We start from the raw sequence: 20,574 nt of genomic DNA on the forward strand, positions 1-20,574 counted from the left end.
GCGCCCGGCGCGTCGCGGGGGTCACAACAGGCTGTGGATGCGGTTGCCGCCGGCGCTCTTCGCCATATACATGGCGGCGTCGGCGCGTTTGATCACCTGCTGGGGATCGCGCTGTTCACCGCTGGTCGCGGCGATGCCGATGCTGGCGGAGATGTGCACGTCGCGGTCCGAGATGCGGAAGGGCCGGTCGAGGGCGGCCCGGATGCGCTCCGCCAGTTCGATCACGCCGAGGTCTTCGCCGGCCAGCGGCAGGACCACGACGAATTCGTCGCCGCCGATGCGGGCCACCGTATCGTCGGCCCGGACCGTATCGCTGATCCGCCGCGCCACCTGGCACAGCAGATCGTCGCCGGCGCGGTGGCCATAGGTGTCGTTCACCGGCTTGAAGTGGTCGAGATCGATGAAGAGCACGGCGGCCCGGTCGCGGCGCCGCCGCGCCTGGGGCACGGCCTGGCCCAGTCGGTCCATCATCAGGGTCCGGTTGGGCAGGCCGGTCAGGCTGTCGAAATTGGCGCGGCGCCAGATCTCCTGGTCCATGCGCTTGCGCTCGGTGATGTCGGACAGCAGCGCGACATAGCGCAGCACCTTGCCCTCGGCGTCCTTCACGACGCTGATCTTCAGCCATTCGACGAAGATCTGACCGTTCTTGCGACGGTTGGTGATCTCGCCTTCCCAATGGCCCTTGGTGTCGAGGGAGGCGGCCATGGCGTGGTAGAATTCCGGGCCGTGGACGCCGGAACGCAGCAGTTCGCCGGGCGAGCGGCCGACCGCCTCCTCCGGCGAATAGCCCGTGATCTCGGTGAAGGCCGGATTGACCGAAACGATGCGCCGGTCGGCGCCCGTGACCATGATGCCCTCGTTCGCCGCCTCGAACACCGATTGGCTAATGTGCATGGAATCCTCCAGCATCACCAGGCGCGTCACATCGGTGAAGGAGATGACGGCGCCGAGCGACGTCTCGTCCTCGTCCATCACCCTGCGGGAGTGGAACGACAGCCAGCGCCGGTTGCCGTCGCGCCGGGTCACCGGGTGCAGGGCGCTGCGGTCGCGCTGGCGGTTGGCGAGCGCGGTGGGGAATTCCGTGGCCGGCAGGGGACGCCCCTGGTCGTCCAGCAGGGCGGCGCCGCGATTGAGCAAGCCGTCCTCGTCGACGCCGAGGAGATCGAGCGCGGACTGGTTCCAGAGCGTGACGCGGCCGGTCTCGTCCACCAGGATCATGCCGTCGGGCACAGCATCGAACAGGCGGCGATAACGGTCGTCCGCATGATGCAGGCGGCGGCGTTGTTCGACATCGCGCAGGACGAGGAAGCCGGTGATTCCGAACAGGGCCGTGAACATCACCGTGACCAGGATGTTGTTGGCGATGTACTGGTCGATTTCCCGGTCGGGCGTCGCCAGGATGTCGGCGCGCGCCTGGGTGAAGGTCGCCACCAGCGGGGTGCCGGGGATCGTTCGCCAGGCGACGACGGCGGCATCTTCCGTCGGGCCGGACGTCGTGTATACGCCGGCGTCGCCGTTGCCGGCGCCCATATGCGCGATGATCTCGGCGTCGGGGGCCGGGGAACCGCCGGGCGGGCCGCTGCGGGCGATCATGCTGCCGTCGTCACGGTGCCGGATAGCCAGTTGCTCGTGCGCGCCGAGGCCGAGGGCCGCCAGCCGCGACGACAGATAGTCGGGCGACAGCGCGAAGAGGATGACGCCCGCGAAGACGCCCCCGCGCTCGATGGGCCTGACGAAAAGGATCCACGTCCGGCCCGCGTGGCGGCCGGTGATGGGAGACGTGATGATCAGGCGGTCGGTCGCATCGTCGCGCAGCGCCCGGAAATAGTCGCGGTCAGCGATCGTTATGTCCGAGAGGCTGGCTTCGGACGAAGCCAGCGGAGCGCCGTCGGCGTCGAAGACCCAGGCCGAGAAATCGCCGTTCGGACCGAAGAGGTCGCGGCTGCGCAGCGCGTCCTCCCTGAAATCGAAACCGTCCAGCGCGATCTCGCTGCGCAGGTCGAGCAGGAGGAAATCGACCTCGCGCACGACCGAGGTGAATTGCTGGGCGACGGCGATGGTGATCCGGTTGCCGTAGGTTTCAGCCTCGGCAATCGCGTGGCGGCGAAATTCGCCCGCCGCGCGCAGCAAATAGATCCAATAGATGCTGCCGACCACCAGCGCGGTCCCAAGCAACAGGATCACGGAAGATCGGTAACGGCGAAGCGAGGGCATCAGGTTCCAATAGAGGAAGGGCGTCGCCGACGGCGAAACGCCACGGCCTGTGTTTTGACAAGTATGTCGTCAAGGTGCCTAAGATTTCGTTGCCGGGCACGCGCCGATCGTTTTTTGGGAACAATTGTTGCCGCCTTCGCCAACTATTGCGGCATGGGCGAGGCCGAGGACATCCGTCGATTGCAGAATTCGGCGATGACCTGGCACAGGGCGGTCGCCGCCTCCGGTGCGTCGGGCCGATGTTCGAGGGCGATTTCGGTCGACGGCACGGGGGGCATGCCGTCGTCGGGCCCCATCACCCGGTGATGCGGCGCGACCGTTGCCCGCTCCATCAGCGCGACGCCGAGGCCGCCGGCGATCGCCGCCTGCACGCCGGCCAGATTGGGGCTCTCGTAGGCGACGCGCCAGCGCCGGCCGGCCGCTTCGAGCGCGCGTATCGCCCGTTCGCGATAGAGGCAGCCGGGCAGGAAGGTGATCAGGGGCAGGGGATCGACGCCGCCGGCAAGATCATGATCTCGGCTGGCGATCCAGACCAGGCGTTCGGGCCAGGCGCCGAAGCCCCCCGCCACGCCGGGATCGCGCTTCGCCAGAACCGCGTCGTGGCGGCCCTGGGCAAGGCCGTCCCGCAGCGCGACGCTCAGGTCGCAGCGCACTTCCAGCCGCACGTCGGGCCGGCGGCGGGCGAATTCGGCGATGACGTCGGTCAGGGCGGTGACGGCGAAATCCTCGGGAATGCCGAGGCGGACCACGGTCGCTGGCCGTTCGCCGCCCAGCGCCTGATGCGCTTCCGACGCGATCGCCAGCAGGCGCCGGGCATAGCCGAGCAGGGTTTCCCCCGCGTCGGTCAGTTGAACGCGGCGGCGGTCGCGCCGGAACAGGGGCTGGCCCACGGCCTCCTCCAGCCGGCGGATCTGCTGGCTGACGGTCGATTGGGTGCGGTGGACCTTTTCTCCGGCACTGGTGAAGCCGCCGGTATCCGCCACCGAGACGAAGCTGCGCAGAAGGTCGAGATCGAACACGGCATGGATCCATTTTTTGAATGATAAGGATGAATATATTCAATTTCTGAATGACAAGCCAGCCTGATAGGGTGCCGTCCTCGAAGGAGTAAAGGCCATGACGGTGATGGATCAGGCGATGGTGGGAACACGGACGAGGGGCGGGGAAATCGCCCTGGTGGCGCTGTTCTGCCTGTTGTGGAGTTCGGCTTTCGCGCCGGCCAAGATCGCCATCGCCGATGCGCCGCCCCTGTTCCTGCTGTGGCTGCGCTTCCTCGCCGCCGGCGGCCTCTGCCTCGCCATCGGCTGGCGGGCGGGGGAGGGGCGGCTGCCGCGCGGGCGCGACCTCCTCGCCTTCGGGTTGCTCGGCCTCCTGAACAACGGGATCTATCTGGGCCTGTCGTGGTCCGGCATGGCGACGGTGTCGTCGGGCTTCGCGGCGGTGCTGATCAGCGCCAATCCCCTGCTGACCGCCGTTGCCGCCGGCCCCCTGCTGGGGGAACGGCTGGGGCCGCGCAAGGTCTTCGGTCTGCTGCTCGGCCTGGCCGGGGTCGCCATCGTGCTGCGTTCGCGTCTTGGTGGCGGGGATCTGGGCGGCGGAGATCTGGGGGGCGGCATGGAGGATCCGGGGGGAACGCTGATGGTGGCGGGCGGCCTCATCTCCCTCGTCGCGGGGACCGTGCTCTACAAGCGCCTGGCGCCCGCCTCGGTCGGGCCCTGGACGGGAAACGGCCTGCAGGCGCTGTTGGCGGGACTCGCGCTGCTGCCGGTCAGCCTGATGATCGAGGACATGGACGCGGTCCGGGTGACGCCGTCCCTCCTGCTCGCGCTCGGCTGGATGGTGTTCGGCGTCTCGATCGGCGGTTACATGCTGTGGTTCCGCATCCTTGCGCGGCACAGCGCGACGGTCGCCAGCAGCCTGCATTTCCTGATGCCGCCGCTCGGCCTCGGCTTCGGCTGGCTCCTGGCGGGGGAGGCGGTGCCGGCCCTGGATCTGCTGGGGATCGTGCCGATCGCCCTCGGGATCGCGCTCGTCACCCGGCCCGCTCGGCGGTGAAGCGGCGCGCGGCCGTTCCCGCCGCGGCCGGTTTCCGGTCCGCGACCGCGTCGTGACGGACGGAGAGGGCGAGAACGGTCAGCACCTCGATCAGGCGCGACGCATCCATCGGCCCCTCGACCCGCGTCCGGCTTTCCAGCCGGACGTGGGCGTTTTCGTCGAGACGGTGGTGATCCGGCTCGCGGGCGTCGCTGCCGGCGATCCGCGACAGCCAGCGCTTTCGCCCGGCGGCGTCCTCCGCCGAGAAGGGCAGACCGCCCAGATCGGCGCCCAGGGTCAGAACGTCACCGTCCAGCCGGCCGTCGAAGGCGGTGCCGTCGACGCGGAAGCGGAAGGTGGAGGCCATGGACATGGCACGACAACTCCTATACTGGCAGGGGCACGACCCGGCGGCCGATGATCCATGGTGATAGACTGTAGCGATCGGGCGGCCGATTCCCCATATGGCCGTCAGGATCCCGTCCTTTCGTTGAAAGAGCCTTAATACTTATGTCCGATCCGAAGACGGCGCAGCCGACGAGCCGCAGCGGTCTGCAGACCGTCAGGCTGTTCCTGCCCTATCTCTGGCCGAAGGACCGCCCGGACCTGCGCCGCCGCGTGGTCATCGCCATCGGTTTCCTTGTCCTCGCCAAGGTCGCCAACGTCATCGTGCCCTATTTCTACAAGGCGGCGGTCGATGCCCTGTCGGTCGAGGCGACGGTGGTGACGGTGCCGATCCTGATGATCATCGCCTATGGCCTCGCCCGGGTCGGGGCCCAGGCCTTCGGCGAATTGCGCGACAGCGTCTTTTCGCGGGTCGCGCAGTTCGCGGTGCGCCGGCTCGGCCTTTCGACCTTCGAGCATCTGCATCGCCTGTCCATGCGCTTCCACCTGGAACGGCGCACCGGCGGCCTCAACCGGGTGATCGAGCGCGGCACCAAGGGGATCGAACTCCTCCTGCGCTTCACCCTGTTCAACATCCTGCCGACGCTGCTCGAAATCTCCTTCGTGCTGATCCTGCTGTTCAGCGGTTACGGCCTGCCGATGGTGAGCGTGATGGTGGCGACCATCATCGCCTATATCGGCTTCACCTTCCTGGTCTCGGAACGGCGCATCAAATACCGCCGCGAGATGAACGACCAGGACACGGACGCCAACACGAAGGCGGTCGACAGCCTGCTGAACTACGAGACGGTCAAATATTTCTCGAACGAGGCCCATGAGGCGCGGCGCTTCGACAAGGCCCTGCAGGCCTATGAGAAGGCGGCGGTGAAGAGCCAGACGACGCTTTCGATGCTGAACGCCGGCCAGTCGGCGATCATGGCGGCGGGGCTTGCCGGGGTCATGTATCTGGCCGGGCGTGGGGTGGCGGACGGCAGCATGACCGTCGGCGACTTCGTGCTGGTCAACACCTTCCTGATCCAGCTCTACATCCCGCTCAACATGCTCGGCTTCGTCTATCGCGAGATCAAGCAGGGCATCGTCGACATGGAAGCGATGTTCAGCGTGCTCGAAGTCCCGGAAGAGGTGCAGGACAAGCCCGACGCCGTTCCCCTGCGGGTCACCGGCGGCGCGGTCGAATTCGAGGACGTGGTGTTCCAGTACGATGCCCGCCGGGGCATCCTGAAGGATGTCAGCTTCAAGGTGCCGGCCGGTGCCATGGTCGCCATCGTCGGACCGTCCGGCGCCGGCAAGTCGACCATCAGCCGCATCCTGTTCCGCTTCTACGACATCCAGCACGGCAAGGTGACGATCGACGGCCAGAACCTGCGCGACGTCACCCAGGAGAGCCTGCGCAAGGCGATCGGCATCGTCCCGCAGGACACCGTGCTGTTCAACGACACCATCCGCTACAACATCCGCTACGGCCGCCCCGGCGCCAGCGATGCCGAAGTGATGGAGGCGGCGAAACTGGCGCGCATCCATGATTTCATCCTGTCGCTGCCCGACGGCTACGACAGCATGGTCGGCGAGCGCGGCCTGAAACTGTCGGGTGGCGAGAAGCAGCGCGTTGCCATCGCCCGCACCATCCTCAAGAATCCGCCCATCCTGCTCCTCGACGAGGCGACATCGGCCCTCGACACCCAGACGGAGAAGGAAATCCAGGCGAGCTTGAAGGAGATTTCGCGCGACCGGACCGCTATCGTGATCGCGCATCGCCTGTCCACCGTGGTCGACGCCGACGAGATTCTCGTGCTCGACAAGGGCAGGATCGTCGAACGCGGCACGCATGAAGCCTTGCTGGCGCTGAAAGGGCAATATGCCGGCATGTGGCAGCGCCAGCTGGAGGCGGTCGAGGCCGAGGCGAAGCTGGCCGAGGCCCGCGCAGAAGGCCTGGTGGTCAACGCCTGATCGTCAATGTCCGACCTGGGGGAGAAGACTGTTGGATATTCTCGCTTCCATCCGCTCCGCGCTGCACCCGCTGCACCGTGAAGGGGTGCGTTTCGTCCTGATTTTCGCGATCGCCACCCTGATCCTGTTCCTGATCTGGAAGCCGCTCGGCTGGATCGGCGTCGTGCTGACGGTCTGGTGCGCCTATTTCTTCCGCGATCCGCCGCGGGCGACGCCGACCCGCCTCGGTCTCGTGGTCTCGCCCGCCGACGGCAAGGTGGTCTCGACCGCCGATGCCGTCCCGCCCGAGGAACTCGGCCTCGGCGAGGCGCCGCGCCCGCGCGTGTCGATCTTCATGAGCGTCTTCGACGTCCATGTGAACCGCATGCCGGTGACCGCCACCGTCGACCGCATCTCCTACCGTCCCGGCAAATTCCTGAACGCCGCCGACGACAAGGCGAGCGACGACAACGAGCGCAATTCGCTGCGCCTGATCCTGGACGACGGCCGCGACCTCGGCGTGGTGCAGATCGCGGGCCTCGTCGCGCGGCGCATCGTCTGCGACGTCGAGCCGGGGGAGAAGCTGGAGGCCGGTACGCGCTTCGGCATCATCCGCTTCGGCAGCCGGCTCGACGTCTATCTGCCGCCGGGCACCGTGCCGCTGGTCGCCGCCGGCCAGACCGCCATCGCCGGCGAGACCGTGATCGCCGATTTCACGGCGGTCGAGGGGCCGCGCCTCGCCACGGTCGGCTGAGGCGCGCGCGATGCTGGAAGGCAAGCGCTGGACCCGGCGGGTCACCCTGCGGCGCCGTCCGGGCCGGCTGCGCCGCCCGGCGATCAACCGGCTGCCGGTCAGAAGCCTGCTGCCCAACATCCTGACCACCCTGGCGCTATGCGCCGGGCTGACCTCGATCCGCTTCGCCCTCGACGCCAAATTCGAGCTGGCGGTCGCCGCGATCATGATCGCCGGCCTGCTGGACGGTATCGACGGGCGGGTGGCGCGTCTCCTCAAGGGCACCAGCCGTTTCGGCGCGGAGCTCGACTCGCTGTCGGATTTCCTGTCGTTCGGGGTGGCGCCCGTGGTGGTGCTCTATCTCTGGACCCTGCAGGACATCGCCGGCCTCGGCTGGATCGCCGTCCTGTCCCACGCCGTCTGCTGCGCGCTGCGCCTCGCGCGTTTCAACGTCGCCATCGACGATCCGGACGCCCCTGTGTTCGCCAGTTCCTTCTTCGTCGGCGTGCCGTCGCCCGCCGGCGCCGCGCTGGTGCTGCTGCCGATCGTCGCCTATTTCGGCACGGACCTGGATTTCTTCCGGTCGCCCTGGCTGGTCGCGGCGATCGCGGTGACCGTCGCCTTCCTTATGGTCAGCCGGGTGCCGACCTTCTCCTTCAAGAAGATCCGCGTCCATCGCGACTGGGTGCTGCCGACCCTGGTCTTCGTCGGCCTCGGCACCGCGCTCGCGCTGTCCTACCCTTGGGAAGTGCTTGCCTTCGTCATCCTGGCCTATGCCTGCACTATCCCCTTCGGCCCCCTCGGCTGGCATCGGGCGCAGCAGAAGTCGGATCGGCTGGCGGCTGCGGAGCAGGTCGGCGAGGACTGAACAGAAGGGTGTCGAAGGTTTGGCCGCTTTCACTCTTCGGGTGAAGGCGCGGCGATGAGGGCTCGGCCGTCCAGCGGCGAGAAGACCGTGATGCCCTGTTCGCGATCGTCGAAGGCCCCGTCGGGCGAGGCGACGGCGCCACCCAGTGCGACGATGGTGGGGATGATCAGATTTCGCGCCGACCATCCGACCGCGGACAACGTATTCAAGATCGGCGCCGACGGCACATGACCGATTACGACGAAAGCCGATTTGTCGGCGATGAGATCGGCGACGTCGGCGATACTGCCGCTGCCGAAGGCCGCCGTTCCGAAGAAGCAGTCCCATTCGGCGAACTCGGCAAAGCAATCGGTCTTCTCGGTGAAGGCGTCGATATCGATGCCACGGCGTTTCAAGAATTTCCAAAGGCCCAGATGGCGCGCGATGCGGCTGCCCCTGTCGACCCGGCACCAGGTGACGATCGACGTATTTTCGTCGACGACGGCGCGGCAAAGCAGAATGAATTCCAATATTCGCCGATAGTCGGGCCGGCCGTAGCTGATCTGATGGAAAAAATCTGAACGGACGAAATCGGGCATCAGAATGGTATGGCCGTTCAAATAATAGGACTTCTGCGCCCATCGCGCGAAAGTCTCGATATGGATGTCGTCGTCCATGGCCGGGAGCGTGAAGAGGCACCGGCCTTGCGTCAAGGGCGGGTATGTCCCTTCATGGTTGCGGCAATGGGCGGCAATCTCGAGTGCGGACGGGACCATGAAGACCTTCGACAGCGATTTGGCGGAAATGTTGAACGCGTGTTGCGACGGCAGCCCGATCGAACGGGTGATCCTGGGCATGCACGACTTTCAACTTGCGTTCGCCGGTATCAGTCGGCTGCAAGGGACGTTCAAGGTTGTCTTCCGGCTTCGGGGGCACCGCTATTCCTGGACCGGGGGGCCGTGCGACATTCCGGCCTGGAGGCTGCCGGGTCAGGTCCCGATCCGTTTCGAGCGCGTTTCCGCCTTCGTGCTCCGCTTGTGCCTTGCGTCGGGCGATGAGGTCGAATTTCACACGGCCGAAAACGCCTATGAATGCGTCGTCATCGAATTTTTGAGAAATGGCCGCGAGGTCATGGAGATCGCGTGAGTGCCGTTTTGGCGGATGGCGCTCAGCCGCCGAATTCCATGAAACGGATGCGGTTGCCGAAGGGATCGGTGACCTGCATCTCGATGCGGCCGCCCATGTCTTCCAGACCGGGCTTCATGTAGCGGTAGTTCTTCGCCGCCAGTTCGGCCTGGAAGGCGGCGATGCCGGTGACGGCGACGCACATATTGCCGCCCGGCGTGGCATCGCCCGCATGTTCCGAGAGATGCAGCTTCAGGCCACCGCGCGAGACCTGCATATAGAGCGGGAAATCATCGCCGAAGCGATGTTCCCAATCGACCTTGAAGCCCAGGAAATCGAGATAGAATTCACGCGCCTTGGCGACATCGAAGATGCGGACGATGGGGATGGCGGGGCCGAAGCTGACTTCGGCCCCTGAATCTCCCGTACTCATGTCGCCGTGCCGGGGCGCTGGCCTTCGGTATCGGCGCTTCGCGCCGTCACGAGGCCGGCGGGCGCTGTGCCGAGCCCCATGTCCGGCGTCGCAGGTTGGCGCTTGAAACGGCGCACCGTCTCGCGCAGGCGCAGCGGCAGGGCCAGCAGGCAGGGCGTCACCACCAGGGTCAGCACCGTCGCGAAGGCGAGGCCGAAGGCGACGGCGGTCGCGAGCTGGATCCACCATTGGGCCGACGGCGCGCCCAGGGTCACTTCGCGCCCGATGACGTCGATGGTGAGGCCCAGCGCCATGGGCAGGATGCCGACGATGGTGGTGACGGTGGTCAGCAGCACCGGGCGCATGCGCTGGGCGCCGGTGCGCAGGATCGCCTCATAGGGTTCCATGCCGCCGTCGCGGAGTTCCTTGTAGGTGTCGATCAGCACCACGTTGTGGGCGACGACGACGCCCGCCAGCGAGATGACGCCGATGCCGGTCATCACCATCGAGAACAACTGCCCGGTGATCAGCAGCCCGGCGAAGACGCCAATCGTGGACAGCAGCACCGCCGACAGGATGACGAAGGTGGAATAGAAGCTGTTGAACTGGGTGACCAGGATGATGCCCATCAGGAACAGGCCGACGAAGAACGCCTTGCCCAGGAATTCCCCGGCCGCCGCCGTCTCCTCGTCCTGGCCGCGGAAGATGATCTGGACACGGGGATCGAAATCCTGCGTGTCCATCCAGGCCTTGATCTCCCGCACCTTGTCGTCGGGCAGCACGCCGGGCGCGGTATTGGCCTGGAGCGTGATGACGCGCTTGGCGTCCACATGCTTCAGCTTGCCGGTGGTCGGCTCCGCCACGCGCTCGACGAAGCTCGAGATCGGCACCTGGCCGAGGCGCGTCTCCAGCCGCAACTGATCGAAGGCGTCGAGATTGCGCATGCTCTCGGGGAAGCGCACGCGGATGTCGATCTCCTCGTCCGCGTCGTCGGGCCGGTATTCGCCGATCTTCACGCCGTTGGTGACGAGCTGCACGGCATTGCCGACCGAGGTGATGTCGGCGCCGAAGCGCCCGGCCTGGGCCCGGTCGACCCGCAGCACCCAGTCGATGCCGGGCAGGGGACGGCTGTCCTCGAGGTCGATCAGGCCGTCGACGGTCTGCAGATAGGCGCTGATCCGGTCCGCCACCTCGGGCAGGGCGTCGGGATCGCTGGTGGCCAATTCGACCTGCACCGCCTTGCCCACCGGCGGGCCGACGTCGGGCAGGCGGGTTTCGACATGGATGCCGGCGATCCGGCCCGCGCGCTCGCGGATCTCGCCCAGGATCTGGGCCGCCGGACGGCGCTGGGTCCAGTGCAGGAATTCGACGGTGATGTTGCCGATGGTGTCGGGTGCCGCTTCCGCCCCCTTGGGCGGCTCGCCCACGGTGGTGTTGGCGATCTCGATCCCCTCGACGTCGAGGACTTCGCGCTCGACGTCGCGCATCAGGGCGTCGCGCTCGTCGATCGAGAGATTGCCCCTGGCATGGACGAGGACGATGGCGCGGTCGGGCTCCACGTCGGGGAAGAACTGCACGCCCTTGCCCTGCATGCCATAGGCGATCTGCAGGGCGACCAGCACGCCGACGCAGCCGAGCAGGATCATGCCGGGATGGCGCAGCGCGCGTTCCAGGGTTCTTGAATACCAGCCGGTGAAGCCGGGCAGGGTGCGCACGTCGCCCCGTTCGGTGACGGCGATGAAATTCTCGGTCGCTTCGTCGGTCGTGCCGGGCTTGCCGAAGGTGGCACCGAGCACGGGAATGAACATCAGCGCGATCAGGATCGAGCCCATCAGGGTGACGATCAGCGTCATCGGGATATAGGACATGAAGCGCCCGGTGACGCCGGGCCAGAACAGCAGCGGCACGAAGACGATGGCGGTGGTGGTGGTGGTGGTGATCACCGGCCATGCCATCCGCTTCGCCGCCGTGGCATAGGCCTTGCGGCGATCCATGCCCTCGATCATGCGGCGGTCGGCGTATTCGACCACGATCACGCCGCCGTCGACCACCATGCCGACCACCAGGATCATGGAGAACATGACCAGCATGTTCAGGGTGACGCCCATGGACGACAGCAGCACGAGGCCGAGCAGGAAGGAGCCCGGAATGGTCAGCGAGACGAGCCCGGCGGCGCGCAGGCCCAGTGAGCCGACGACGACCACCATGACCAGGAAGACCGCGATCAGCACCGAATTCTCGAGATCGACCAGCATGTTGCGGATCTCTTTCGAGGCGTCCTGGGCATAGTCGATCCGCACCGTGGGCGGCAGTTCGGCGCGGGCGTAGTCGACGATCGCCTTCACCTTCTCGACGGTCGCGATGATGTTGCGCCCGGCGCGCTTCTTGACCTCGATGGTCAGGGACGGCTTGCCGTTCACCCGGGCGAAGGTCTCGGGGTCCTTGAAGGTGCGGCGGATCTCGGTGATGTCGCGCAGCGTGACGACGCCGTCGCCCGAGACCTTGACCGGCAGGGAGAGCACGTCCTCCGCCGTCTCGAACAGCCCCGGCACCTTGACCGAGAAGCGCCCGGACCCGGTGTCCAGCGCGCCGGCGGCGACGAGGCGGTTGTTGACGGCGACGAGGTTCAGCAGATCGGCCTGGCTGATCCGATAGGATTCGAGCTTCAGGGGATCGACCACGATCTCCAGCAATTCGTCGCGCCGTCCGGTGATATCGGCCGACAATACCTCGGGCAGGGCTTCGAAGGCGTCTTCCAGGCGGCGTGCGATGGACAGCAGCGTGCGCTCCGGCACGTCGCCCGAAAGGGAGACCAGGAGGACCGGAAAGAGCGAGATCGAGACCTGGGTGACGATCGGCTCCTCCGTGTCGTCCGGCAGCTTGGGCTTGGCCAGATCGACCTTCTCGCGCACATCCGCCATCGCCTTGTCGGCATCGAAGCCGGCATCGAATTCGAGGAGGACATAGGCATAGCCTTCGCCGGCCTCGGACTTCATCTTCTTGATGCCCTCGATGGCGCGCAGCTCCTTCTCCATGGGCTTGAGCAGCAGGCGCTCGCCGTCCTCGGGCGAGATGCCCTCGTGGATCATGTTGACGTAGACATAGGGGATCTCGACGTCCGGCTGCGCCTCGCGCGGGATCGTCGCATAGGTCGAGATGCCGGCGACGGCCAGCAGGACGAGGAAGCTGAGGATCGTGCGCGGGTAGCGCAGGCACCAGTCGATCAGCGCGGTCACGAGGCGGCATCCTCTTCGCGGCTGACCTCGACCTTCTGGCCGGGCAGGACATAGTCCTGGCCGACGGTGACGACGTCCGCCTTCTCGGGGAGACCGGTCAGCCAGACGCCATCATCGTCGGCGCCGATGATCGCCACCGGGACGAAGGCGATGACGTTTCCGGCGTCGACCGTCTTCAGGCCGATGGTGCCCTTGCTGTCGAGATTGAGGATCGCGGGCGAAATATGGTGGGCGGCGACCGGCGAGGTCGGGATCTCGGCCTCGGTGGTGACGCCGGCGCGAAGCGCGCCGTCCGGATTGTCGACCTCGATCTCGACCCGGAAAGTGCGGGTGTCGGGATCAGCCTTGCTGGCGATGAAGCGGACCTTGCCGGTCACCTTCTGGCCGGTGATCAGGCGGGCGGTGGCGCTGGCGCCTTCGGTGATGTCGGCGATCTCGCGCTCCGCCACCTGGCCCGTTACCAGGATGGTCGAGGTGTCCACGATCAGGGCGCAGCCCTGGGGCCCGCCGCCGGGGCCGGGATTGAGGACCGTTCCGATTTCGGCCGTCGTCTCCTCGACCACGCCGTCGAAGGGGGCCTTGATCTCGGTATTGCTGAGGTCGAGGGTCATGCGCGTCACCTTGGCGCGCGCGGCATCCAGCAGGGCCTGGGCCTCGGCCAGGCGATTGGCGGTGCCATAGCCCGCCCCCTTCAGCTTGGCGGCGGCATTGTATTCGATCTCGCGCTGGCGCAACTCGGCCCTGGCTTCCGTCAGCGCGGCCTCGCGGTCGCGCACCGAAAGACGGCAGATCACGTCGCCTTCGCGCACGGCGGCGCCGCGCTGGACCAGGATCTCGTCGACAGCGCCGGATACCTCCGCCCGCGCCTCGACGCTGCGCAGGGCCTCGGTCCGGCCGCGGAGCGTGACGGTGCCCACATAGGTCTCGGCCTTGGAGGTGCGCACGCGAACCTGGGGCAGGGGCGCTTCCTCGTGGGTCGACGTGTCAGTGGCCTTGGCGCTCTCCTCGCCCTCGGCCCCGCCGAAGACGGCGCCGCTGGCGATCCAGAGCGCCATGGCGGCGGCCATGCCGCCGGCGATGAGATAGGACTTACGCATGTTTCACTCCCGATACGGCAACCGCCTCGTCGTCGGGCGGCACGGCGGATGCCTCGAGCATCCCCCGGTGGCTTTCCAGATAGTCGATGGCGGCGTTCAACTGCACGCGCCCGAAGCCGATGGCGAAGCGCAGATTGGTCATCGCGCTGCTCGGGTCGCATTCGGCGAGGTCGAGGCGGGCGAGGGCGGCGCGATGTTCCTCGATCTGCTGGTCGATATAGGCGGCGATCACGGCGCGGGGCAACAGATGGGCGAAGATGGTCGCGATGGCGAATTCGGATCGAACCTTGTCGGGCTGGATGCCGCGCGACAGTTCGGCGATGAAATGAGCCCGGCCCTTCGGCGTCAGGGAATAGACCTTCTTGTCCGGCCGGCCCTGCTGCTCCTCGGCCCGGCACAGCACGTGGCCTTCCTCGGCCAGTCTGGTCAGGGCCGGATAGATGGAGCCGAAGGAGGCGTCGTAGACACCGCTGAAGGTGCCGTCCTCGAACAGCTTCTTGATTTCATAGCCGCTCGCCTCGCCGAAGGTGAGGAGGCCGGCACAGACGGTCTTGATGTCCATGATCCCGGATATCTATATCGGCTTGATATATGACGGGCCGATATATGCCGGTGGAATGACAGACTGTCAACGGCCGAAGGCCCCCGTGTTGCTTGTCTTATGCGCGGCATGCGATATGCTCATTCCCGATTTGCATATCGGAATTGGGCGACAAAGCCTTATTTCCGGCCAAGACATGAGCAGTCCGATCCGACCAGTCGCCCCAAATTTGATTTGAATATGGGGCGGACGGCGCCTATCGTTTACACGCTTCCTCGAGCAAGGGGTGAGGGCGGCACGGTGCCGTGCCCATGACCATGCGTCGGGGAGCATTCGCTAAAGTTTTGCGTCGCCTGGAACGGTCGACGCGCCTCTCAAGGTCTGATCCAGTGCCGAACAACGTCAAAGCGCGTGTCAAGTGGTTCAACAGCATGAAGGGCTTCGGCTTCGTTGCCCCGCTCGACGGTTCCCCTGACGCTTTTCTTCATGTCTCCGTGCTCAGCTCCGCCGGTTATGGCGATCTGCCCGATGGCGCGGAACTCACCGTTGACATCGGCGAAGGGCCCCGTGGCCCGCAGGTCCAGCGCCTGATCGAGGTGGTCGGTGTCGAACCCGGCTCCGCCCCGCCGCATCGCGCGCCTTTCGGCGACCGCGGTGGTTTCGGCGATCGTGGCGGCTTCGGTGGCCGCGAGCGCGGCGGCTTCGGCGATCGCGACCGTGGTGGTTTCGGCGGCGATCGCGGCGGCTTCCGCGAGCGTTCGTCCTTCGGTGGCGGCGGTGACCGCGGCGGCTTCTCCCAGGCCCCGGTGGCCGAGCCCGCCTCCGACGCGGAGACCGTGAGCGGCACCGTGAAGTGGTTCAAGCCGGAATCCGGCTTCGGCTTCATCGTTGCCGACGACGGCGGCAAGGACGTCTTCATCCACAAGAGCGTGCTGCGCCGCTGCGGCCTGATGGAACTGCAGTCCCAGCAGCGCGTGAAGATGACCGTGCAGACCGCGCAGAAGGGCCGCGAGGCGACCTGGATCGCCACGATCTGACCTTTCGCATCCGACGCTTCAGGGCCGGACGGGCGACCGTCCGGCCCTTTGCGTTTCGGGTCCTGGTTTGCGTTTCAGGTTCTGGAACGATGTCGCCGCAGGCGCAGCAGGCCGGCAACGAGGCCGAGCAGAAGCGCGGGCGCCAGGGCGACGGCGCCGACGAAAGCCGCCGCCGCGCCGTTCCGCAGCGCAAGCGCCGTCGCGGTCTCGGCTTCGAGGCGCTGCCAGTCGGCGTCGCTCTTCGGGGCGGGCAGGGCGATGGGGCCGAACAGAATGTCGATCCCGCCCACCTGGGCCGGCACCAGATAGATCGTCGAATAGGCCGGCAGCACCGATGCCCGCGCCGGCAGCCGCGCCCAGCTCACATGGGGCCCGGCCATGACGACGACGGCGACCGCGAAGGCCAGGCAGAGGGCGAGCAGGATCGGCAGGGGCCGAAGCAGGCGGCGGCGCGTCACGGATTGGCCGCCAGACCGCCCGGTGCCACCAGGTCGCGGCCCGCCAGATCGGCCAGGGTGATGGCACCGTCGTGATCGGCGTCGAGAAAGGCGAAATGGCCGACGGCGGCCGTGTTCACCTCGCGCCCGTCGATGAAGCCATCGCGGTCGGCGTCCAGCCGGCGGAACTGGGCCCGCACCCGGCGGCCCGCGTCCTCGCCCGGCGCGAAACGGGCCTGAAGGCCGACCACTTCGCCGAGCGACAGGCGCGCGTCGCCGTCCGAGTCGGCCTGGGCGAAGAGATTGTCCAGGAAGAGATCGGCTTCGCCGCTTTCGATCCTGCCGTCGGCGTTGCGGTCGACGGCGACGAAGAGGAGCCGCAGCCCGATCGGGACATTGGCGGCCGCTGCACCGCCCGCCGCCGTCCCCTCGGCATGGGCGCCGGGGAAAGGCAGCGCGCTCGACAGCGCGAGGGCCAGCAGGCAGGGGCGAAACCGTCTCATGGTCCGACCATCGGGCCGCCGTTGCGCCCGGTCAAGCCCCGCCCTCAGCGCCCGCGCGGGAGCTGGGCGAAACGCAGCAGCAGATAGAAGGCAAAGCCCGTCGCCACCCCCGGCACCGCGCCGAGGACGAGGGCGATCCAGCCGTGGCGCACACCCGCCGACTGCCGTTCCCGGAGGATCCAGACCGCGAGCACGGCATAGCAGGTCAGGACGTCCAGGGAATAGCCGCTGGAATAGGGATTCACGAAGCCCTGGCCCAGGGCGCCGATGACGTCCGGATTCTCGATCAGCGGCGGTATGCAGATCGCCGCGAAGGCGGCCGCGAAGCCGAGGCCGAGCACGATCAGCAGGGCCCGATAGGCGGAATCGCTCATTTCTCTCCCCTCTCCATTGCCCCATGTTGCCGAAGCCTGCGGGCTTGGGCACAATATGAACAAAAATCACAAACACCCATAACGATAAGAACGCCCGAAGTGGCGCCAAGGGGAGGTCGGAATGTTCGATTACGTGATCGTCGGCGCGGGGTCGGCGGGCTGTGTGCTGGCCCATCGCCTGTCCGCGGATCCCACCGTGAAGGTGGCGCTGCTCGAAGCCGGCGGGCGGGACTGGAACCCCCTGATCCACATGCCGACGGGCATGCGCGCCCTGGTCGGCGGCAAGGCGGTCAATTGGCATTTCGAGACCGAACCGCAGGACCATCTCGATAGGCGTCGTCTGTTCTGGCCGCGCGGAAGGGTGCTGGGCGGCTCCTCCGCCATCAACGGCATGGTCTATATCCGGGGACACCGCTCCGATTACGATACCTGGGCCCAGTCCGGCTGCCGGGGCTGGTCGTGGGACGAGGTGCTGCCCTATTTCATGCGCTCCGAACACAACGAGCGCGGCGCCGGTGCCGTCCATGGTCAGGGCGGTCCCCTGAACGTGCAGGATTTCGCCGAGCCCAATCCCCTGGTGGACGTCTTCCTTCGCGCGGGGGAGGAGGCGGGCCTGCCGCGCACGGCCGATTTCAACGATGGTGAGCATCTGTTCGGCGTCGGCACCTATCAGCGCACCTGCAAGGACAATCGGCGCTGGTCGACGGCGCGCGCCTTCCTCGGCGCCTCCGAGGGCCGGCGCAATCTGACCGTCATCACCAGGGCACAGGCGACGCGGATCCTGTTCGATGGCCACCGCGCCAAGGGGGTGGAGATCGCGCGCGGGCGAAAGCGCGAAGTGATTTCCGCCGCCCGCGAAGTGATCCTGGCGGGCGGTGCCGTGAACACGCCTCAACTCCTGCTGCTTTCGGGCGTCGGGCCGGGCGACGCGTTGCGCCATCACGGCATTCCGGTGGTGCTGGACCTGCCGGGTGTCGGCCAGAACCTGCAGGATCATCTGGGCATCGGGCTCTATTACGACTGTCCGGCCGGCGTCTCCTACGACGAATTGCTCACCCCCTGGGGCCAGCTCTCGACGCTCGCCAAATATGCCTTAACCCGAAGGGGCGCGGGGGCCAGCCACGGTTTCGAATCCGGGGTCTATGCCTCGTCCCGCCCGGGGCTGGAGGCGCCGGATCTTCAGGGCTTCTTCCTGTCCAGCCTCGCCATCGACCATGGCCGCCAGCATCTCGGCGGCAAGGGCTCGCAGCTTGATTTCTATCCGGTGCGCCCGGCATCGCGCGGTTACATCGGCCTGAAGTCCGACGATCCCCTGGCCCATCCCCTGATCCAGCCGCGTTACCTCGAGGCGCCCGAGGATCTGGAGGTGATGGTCGAAAGCATCCTGATCGGCCGCGAGATTTTCGCCGCCCGCGCCTTCGACGGCTATCGCGGCAAGGAAGTGCGCCCCGGCCCCGACTGCTCCAGCCGGGAGGCGATCCGCCGCTACATCCGCGCCAAGGCGGAAACCGCCTACCACCCGGTGGGCACGGCGCGCATGGGCACCGACCCAATGGCCGTCGTCTCGCCAGAACTGGCGGTCCATGGACTGGAGGGCCTGCGCGTGGTCGATGCCTCGATCATGCCCAATGTGATCTCGGGCAACACCAATGCCCCGGTGATCATGATCGCCGAGAAGGCATCGGACATGATCCTCGGCCGCGCCGCGCCGGTAATGGCGGCGGCGGCCTGACAGCCCATCCCCCCACGCGCGTCATCCCCCACACGAGTCATCCCCCACACGCGTCATCCCCCACGCGCGTCATCCTCCACGCGCGTCATCCCCCACACGCGTCATCCCGGCGAAGGCCGGGATCTCGTGACGAGAAGGCGCCCTTACATCGAAAGATCCCGGCCTTCGCCGGGATGACGCAGAAGTGAGGACGCTGAAGTGAGGACGCTGAAGTGAGGACGCTGAAGTGAGGACGCTGAATTGATGACGCGGAAGTGAGGAGGCGTTTACGCCCCCTCGGCGTCGCGCAGGCGGCGGTAGAAGGTGCTCAGCGCCTCGGTCACCGGGCCGGGGCGGCCGTTGCCGATGGGGCGGCCGTCCAGCATGGTGGCGGGGGTGATGCCGCCGAAGGTGCCGGTGACGAAGGCTTCGTCGGCATTGGCGACGTCGGACAGCGCGAAGTTCCGCGTCTCGATGCGCAGGTTGTTCTTCTGCGCCAGTTCGATCACATGGGCGCGGGTGATGCCGTTGAAGCAATAGTCGCCGGTCGAGGTCAGCACGCGCCCACCCTTGACCATGAAGAAATTGGTCGCGTTGCACGACGAGACGAAACCATGGGGGTCCAGCATCAGGGCTTCGTCGGCCCCCGCCTTGATGGCGTGATTGAGCGCGATGATCAGATTGAGGCGCGAATGGCTGTTCAGGCGCATGTCGAACATGTCGGCCGGCGAACAGCGGATCGGCACCGACGCGAGATGCAGACCGCGCTCGAACAGCGCCGCCGAGGGTTCCTTCCATTCGGCGACGATGACCAGGGTCGCGGGGCCGACGGTCATGCGCGGGTCCTGGTTCGGTGTCTTCTTCAGGCCGCGTGTGACCATCAGGCGGATATGGACGCCGTCGGCCATGTTGTTGGCGACCACGGTCTCGTAGAGCGCCGCCGCCAGTTCGATCCGGCTGCGCCCGATGTCGAGCCCGATCGCCCGGGCGCCGGCGAAGAGACGGTCGAGGTGGCGGTCCATGAAGGCGATCCGGCCCCGGATCAGGCGAAAGCCCTCCCAGACGCCGTCGCCCAGCACGAAGCCCGCGTCGAAGACCGAGACCTTGGCCTCGGCGCGCGGCACCAGGGCGCCGTTCAGATAGATCAGCACGCTCTCGTTGCGGGGATCGTCGGCGTAGGACTGGCTGCCGATGGACATGTCAGGCTGCTCCGGTCAGGCGATGGGCGCGCAGGCGCTCGTAATGGGGGCGGGCGGTCTCGATCAGGGCCTCGAAGCCGGGCGGCGGCGGCTTGGCCGGCCCGGGCGGGCTGAAGCCGGTCGTGGCCTCGACGGCACCATACCAATGATCGGCCCAGATCCCGTCCGTGTCGCGCCGGCCCTTCGGCCAGGACAGCATGGCGGGATCGAAGGGAATGCCGACGGCGGCGCAGAGCGCGCGGAGCATGGCTTCGGGAGCGGCCTGGACGTCGCGCCCTTCGATCACCGGGGGCGCATGGCCGAGGCGGTCGGCGGCGCGCTCGAAGATCTCCGCCTGTTCGACGATGCCGATGTCGGCCAGCGTCACCGTCTCCCGCTTCTCGAGATAGGAGGCGATCACTTCCACCGGATCGCGGATCAGGAAGCAATGGTTCAGGCGGTCGAGGACGCCACGGTCCACCTGCGGCAGCAGATGATGGCTCATGTGCTTCTGGTAGTGGATCGCGCCCCTGGCGATCGGGCCCGCGGTCAGGCCCGCCATCACCGATCGCCAGTCGCAGTCCATGGCGGCGACGATCGTCTCGCGGCCCGGATGATCGGCGCCGGTCGCGGCCAGATAGAAGCCGTAGAGAGGCTCGTCCACGACCGTGGTGTCGGTCCGGTTCTCGAAGGCGCGCATCATGGCGGTCGAGATGTTGCGCGGGCCCGACCACATGGCGAGGCGCAGCACCGCCTCGGTCATG

20 protein-coding genes are annotated in these 20,574 nt (G+C 67.1%); 7 read left to right on the forward strand and 13 right to left on the reverse strand.

The genetic code is table 11. From position 1 onward, the window contains the following. Nucleotides 1-21 precede the first annotated feature (21 nt). Together L2U69_RS00780 and L2U69_RS00785 are read right to left on the reverse strand one after the other, a co-directional pair. The gene (locus L2U69_RS00780) at nucleotides 22-2,184 is read right to left on the reverse strand and encodes a bifunctional diguanylate cyclase/phosphodiesterase (protein WP_236104443.1); all 2,163 of its coding nucleotides are present in this window, start codon (nucleotides 2,182-2,184) and stop codon (nucleotides 22-24) included. A 173-nt stretch (nucleotides 2,185-2,357) separates the two neighbouring features. Continuing rightward, nucleotides 2,358-3,233: a LysR substrate-binding domain-containing protein gene (locus tag L2U69_RS00785; protein ID WP_236104444.1), complete on the reverse strand. Its 876-nt coding sequence runs from the start codon at nucleotides 3,231-3,233 to the stop codon at nucleotides 2,358-2,360. Between the two features lie 97 nt (nucleotides 3,234-3,330). Here L2U69_RS00785 and L2U69_RS00790 point away from each other — a divergent pair, with 97 nt between their 5' ends. Beyond that, nucleotides 3,331-4,269, forward strand: a complete 939-nt coding sequence (locus L2U69_RS00790; RefSeq protein ID WP_236104445.1) for a DMT family transporter — start codon at nucleotides 3,331-3,333, stop codon at nucleotides 4,267-4,269. Here the strand turns inward: L2U69_RS00790 and L2U69_RS00795 are convergent. After that, nucleotides 4,247-4,621, reverse strand: a complete 375-nt coding sequence (locus L2U69_RS00795; RefSeq protein WP_236104446.1) for a hypothetical protein — start codon at nucleotides 4,619-4,621, stop codon at nucleotides 4,247-4,249. The two genes, L2U69_RS00790 and L2U69_RS00795, sit on opposite strands and share 23 nt — an antisense overlap. Before the next feature lie 137 nt (nucleotides 4,622-4,758). Between L2U69_RS00795 and L2U69_RS00800 the strand changes: the two genes are divergently transcribed. The 3 genes from L2U69_RS00800 to L2U69_RS00810 are packed head-to-tail and all read left to right on the forward strand — an operon-like array spanning nucleotide 4,759 to nucleotide 8,180. Next, nucleotides 4,759-6,600, forward strand: a complete 1,842-nt coding sequence (locus L2U69_RS00800; RefSeq protein WP_236104447.1) for an ABCB family ABC transporter ATP-binding protein/permease — start codon at nucleotides 4,759-4,761, stop codon at nucleotides 6,598-6,600. Between the two features lie 31 nt (nucleotides 6,601-6,631). After that, nucleotides 6,632-7,333: a phosphatidylserine decarboxylase gene (locus L2U69_RS00805; RefSeq protein WP_236104448.1), complete on the forward strand. Its 702-nt coding sequence runs from the start codon at nucleotides 6,632-6,634 to the stop codon at nucleotides 7,331-7,333. Between the two features lie 10 nt (nucleotides 7,334-7,343). Beyond that, nucleotides 7,344-8,180, forward strand: coding sequence for a CDP-alcohol phosphatidyltransferase family protein (locus L2U69_RS00810; protein ID WP_236104449.1), 837 nt, complete (start codon nucleotides 7,344-7,346; stop codon nucleotides 8,178-8,180). A 29-nt stretch (nucleotides 8,181-8,209) separates the two neighbouring features. Here L2U69_RS00810 and L2U69_RS00815 read toward each other — a convergent pair whose 3' ends face one another. Further along, the gene (locus L2U69_RS00815) at nucleotides 8,210-8,836 is read right to left on the reverse strand and encodes a hypothetical protein (protein WP_236104450.1); all 627 of its coding nucleotides are present in this window, start codon (nucleotides 8,834-8,836) and stop codon (nucleotides 8,210-8,212) included. 97 nt (nucleotides 8,837-8,933) lie between these two features. On the opposite strand from L2U69_RS00815, the gene L2U69_RS00820 reads away from it, so the two are divergent. Then, nucleotides 8,934-9,305 carry a hypothetical protein gene (locus tag L2U69_RS00820; RefSeq protein WP_236104451.1) on the forward strand — a complete coding sequence of 124 codons (372 nt, stop codon included), beginning with the start codon at nucleotides 8,934-8,936 and terminating at the stop codon, nucleotides 9,303-9,305. Between the two features lie 22 nt (nucleotides 9,306-9,327). Here L2U69_RS00820 and L2U69_RS00825 read toward each other — a convergent pair whose 3' ends face one another. From L2U69_RS00825 to L2U69_RS00840, 4 genes are read right to left on the reverse strand one after another with little or no spacing between them, the layout of a single operon-like run. Next, nucleotides 9,328-9,717 carry a glyoxalase superfamily protein gene (locus tag L2U69_RS00825; protein ID WP_236104452.1) on the reverse strand — a complete coding sequence of 130 codons (390 nt, stop codon included), beginning with the start codon at nucleotides 9,715-9,717 and terminating at the stop codon, nucleotides 9,328-9,330. Then, entirely contained in the window at nucleotides 9,714-12,932 is a 3,219-nt protein-coding gene (locus L2U69_RS00830; protein ID WP_236104453.1) for an efflux RND transporter permease subunit, read from the reverse strand. The genes L2U69_RS00825 and L2U69_RS00830 overlap by 4 nt, the downstream gene beginning before the upstream one ends. Beyond that, the gene (locus L2U69_RS00835) at nucleotides 12,929-14,029 is read right to left on the reverse strand and encodes an efflux RND transporter periplasmic adaptor subunit (protein WP_236104454.1); all 1,101 of its coding nucleotides are present in this window, start codon (nucleotides 14,027-14,029) and stop codon (nucleotides 12,929-12,931) included. The genes L2U69_RS00830 and L2U69_RS00835 overlap by 4 nt, the downstream gene beginning before the upstream one ends. Beyond that, nucleotides 14,022-14,591 (reverse strand): helix-turn-helix transcriptional regulator, encoded by a 570-nt coding sequence (locus L2U69_RS00840; protein WP_236104455.1) that lies wholly within the window; start codon nucleotides 14,589-14,591, stop codon nucleotides 14,022-14,024. The genes L2U69_RS00835 and L2U69_RS00840 overlap by 8 nt, the downstream gene beginning before the upstream one ends. Nucleotides 14,592-14,881: 290 nt before the next feature. On the opposite strand from L2U69_RS00840, the gene L2U69_RS19215 reads away from it, so the two are divergent. Further along, nucleotides 14,882-15,607 carry a cold-shock protein gene (locus L2U69_RS19215; RefSeq protein ID WP_329605353.1) on the forward strand — a complete coding sequence of 242 codons (726 nt, stop codon included), beginning with the start codon at nucleotides 14,882-14,884 and terminating at the stop codon, nucleotides 15,605-15,607. 74 nt (nucleotides 15,608-15,681) lie between these two features. On the opposite strand, the gene L2U69_RS00855 is transcribed toward L2U69_RS19215, so the two are convergent. The 3 genes from L2U69_RS00855 to L2U69_RS00865 are packed head-to-tail and all read right to left on the reverse strand — an operon-like array spanning nucleotide 15,682 to nucleotide 16,921. Next, a complete protein-coding gene (locus L2U69_RS00855; RefSeq protein ID WP_236104456.1) occupies nucleotides 15,682-16,065 on the reverse strand; it encodes a hypothetical protein in 384 nt (127 codons plus the stop codon). Then, complete coding sequence (locus tag L2U69_RS00860) at nucleotides 16,062-16,547, reverse strand: EF-hand domain-containing protein (protein WP_236104457.1); 486 nt, start codon at nucleotides 16,545-16,547, stop codon at nucleotides 16,062-16,064. The genes L2U69_RS00855 and L2U69_RS00860 overlap by 4 nt, the downstream gene beginning before the upstream one ends. Nucleotides 16,548-16,591: 44 nt before the next feature. After that, entirely contained in the window at nucleotides 16,592-16,921 is a 330-nt protein-coding gene (locus tag L2U69_RS00865) for a DUF2834 domain-containing protein (RefSeq protein ID WP_236104458.1), read from the reverse strand. A gap of 121 nt (nucleotides 16,922-17,042) precedes the next feature. On the opposite strand from L2U69_RS00865, the gene L2U69_RS00870 reads away from it, so the two are divergent. Then, complete coding sequence (locus L2U69_RS00870) at nucleotides 17,043-18,653, forward strand: GMC family oxidoreductase (protein WP_236104459.1); 1,611 nt, start codon at nucleotides 17,043-17,045, stop codon at nucleotides 18,651-18,653. 266 nt (nucleotides 18,654-18,919) lie between these two features. Here L2U69_RS00870 and L2U69_RS00875 read toward each other — a convergent pair whose 3' ends face one another. Then, nucleotides 18,920-19,831 carry an aminotransferase class IV gene (locus L2U69_RS00875; protein WP_236104460.1) on the reverse strand — a complete coding sequence of 304 codons (912 nt, stop codon included), beginning with the start codon at nucleotides 19,829-19,831 and terminating at the stop codon, nucleotides 18,920-18,922. A 1-nt stretch (nucleotide 19,832) separates the two neighbouring features. Next, nucleotides 19,833-20,573, reverse strand: a complete 741-nt coding sequence (locus L2U69_RS00880) for a sulfotransferase (protein ID WP_236104461.1) — start codon at nucleotides 20,571-20,573, stop codon at nucleotides 19,833-19,835. Nucleotide 20,574: the final 1 nt, after the last annotated feature.

The organism is Zavarzinia marina, assembly GCF_021568905.1.
GTDB lineage: Bacteria > Pseudomonadota > Alphaproteobacteria > Zavarziniales > Zavarziniaceae > Zavarzinia > Zavarzinia marina.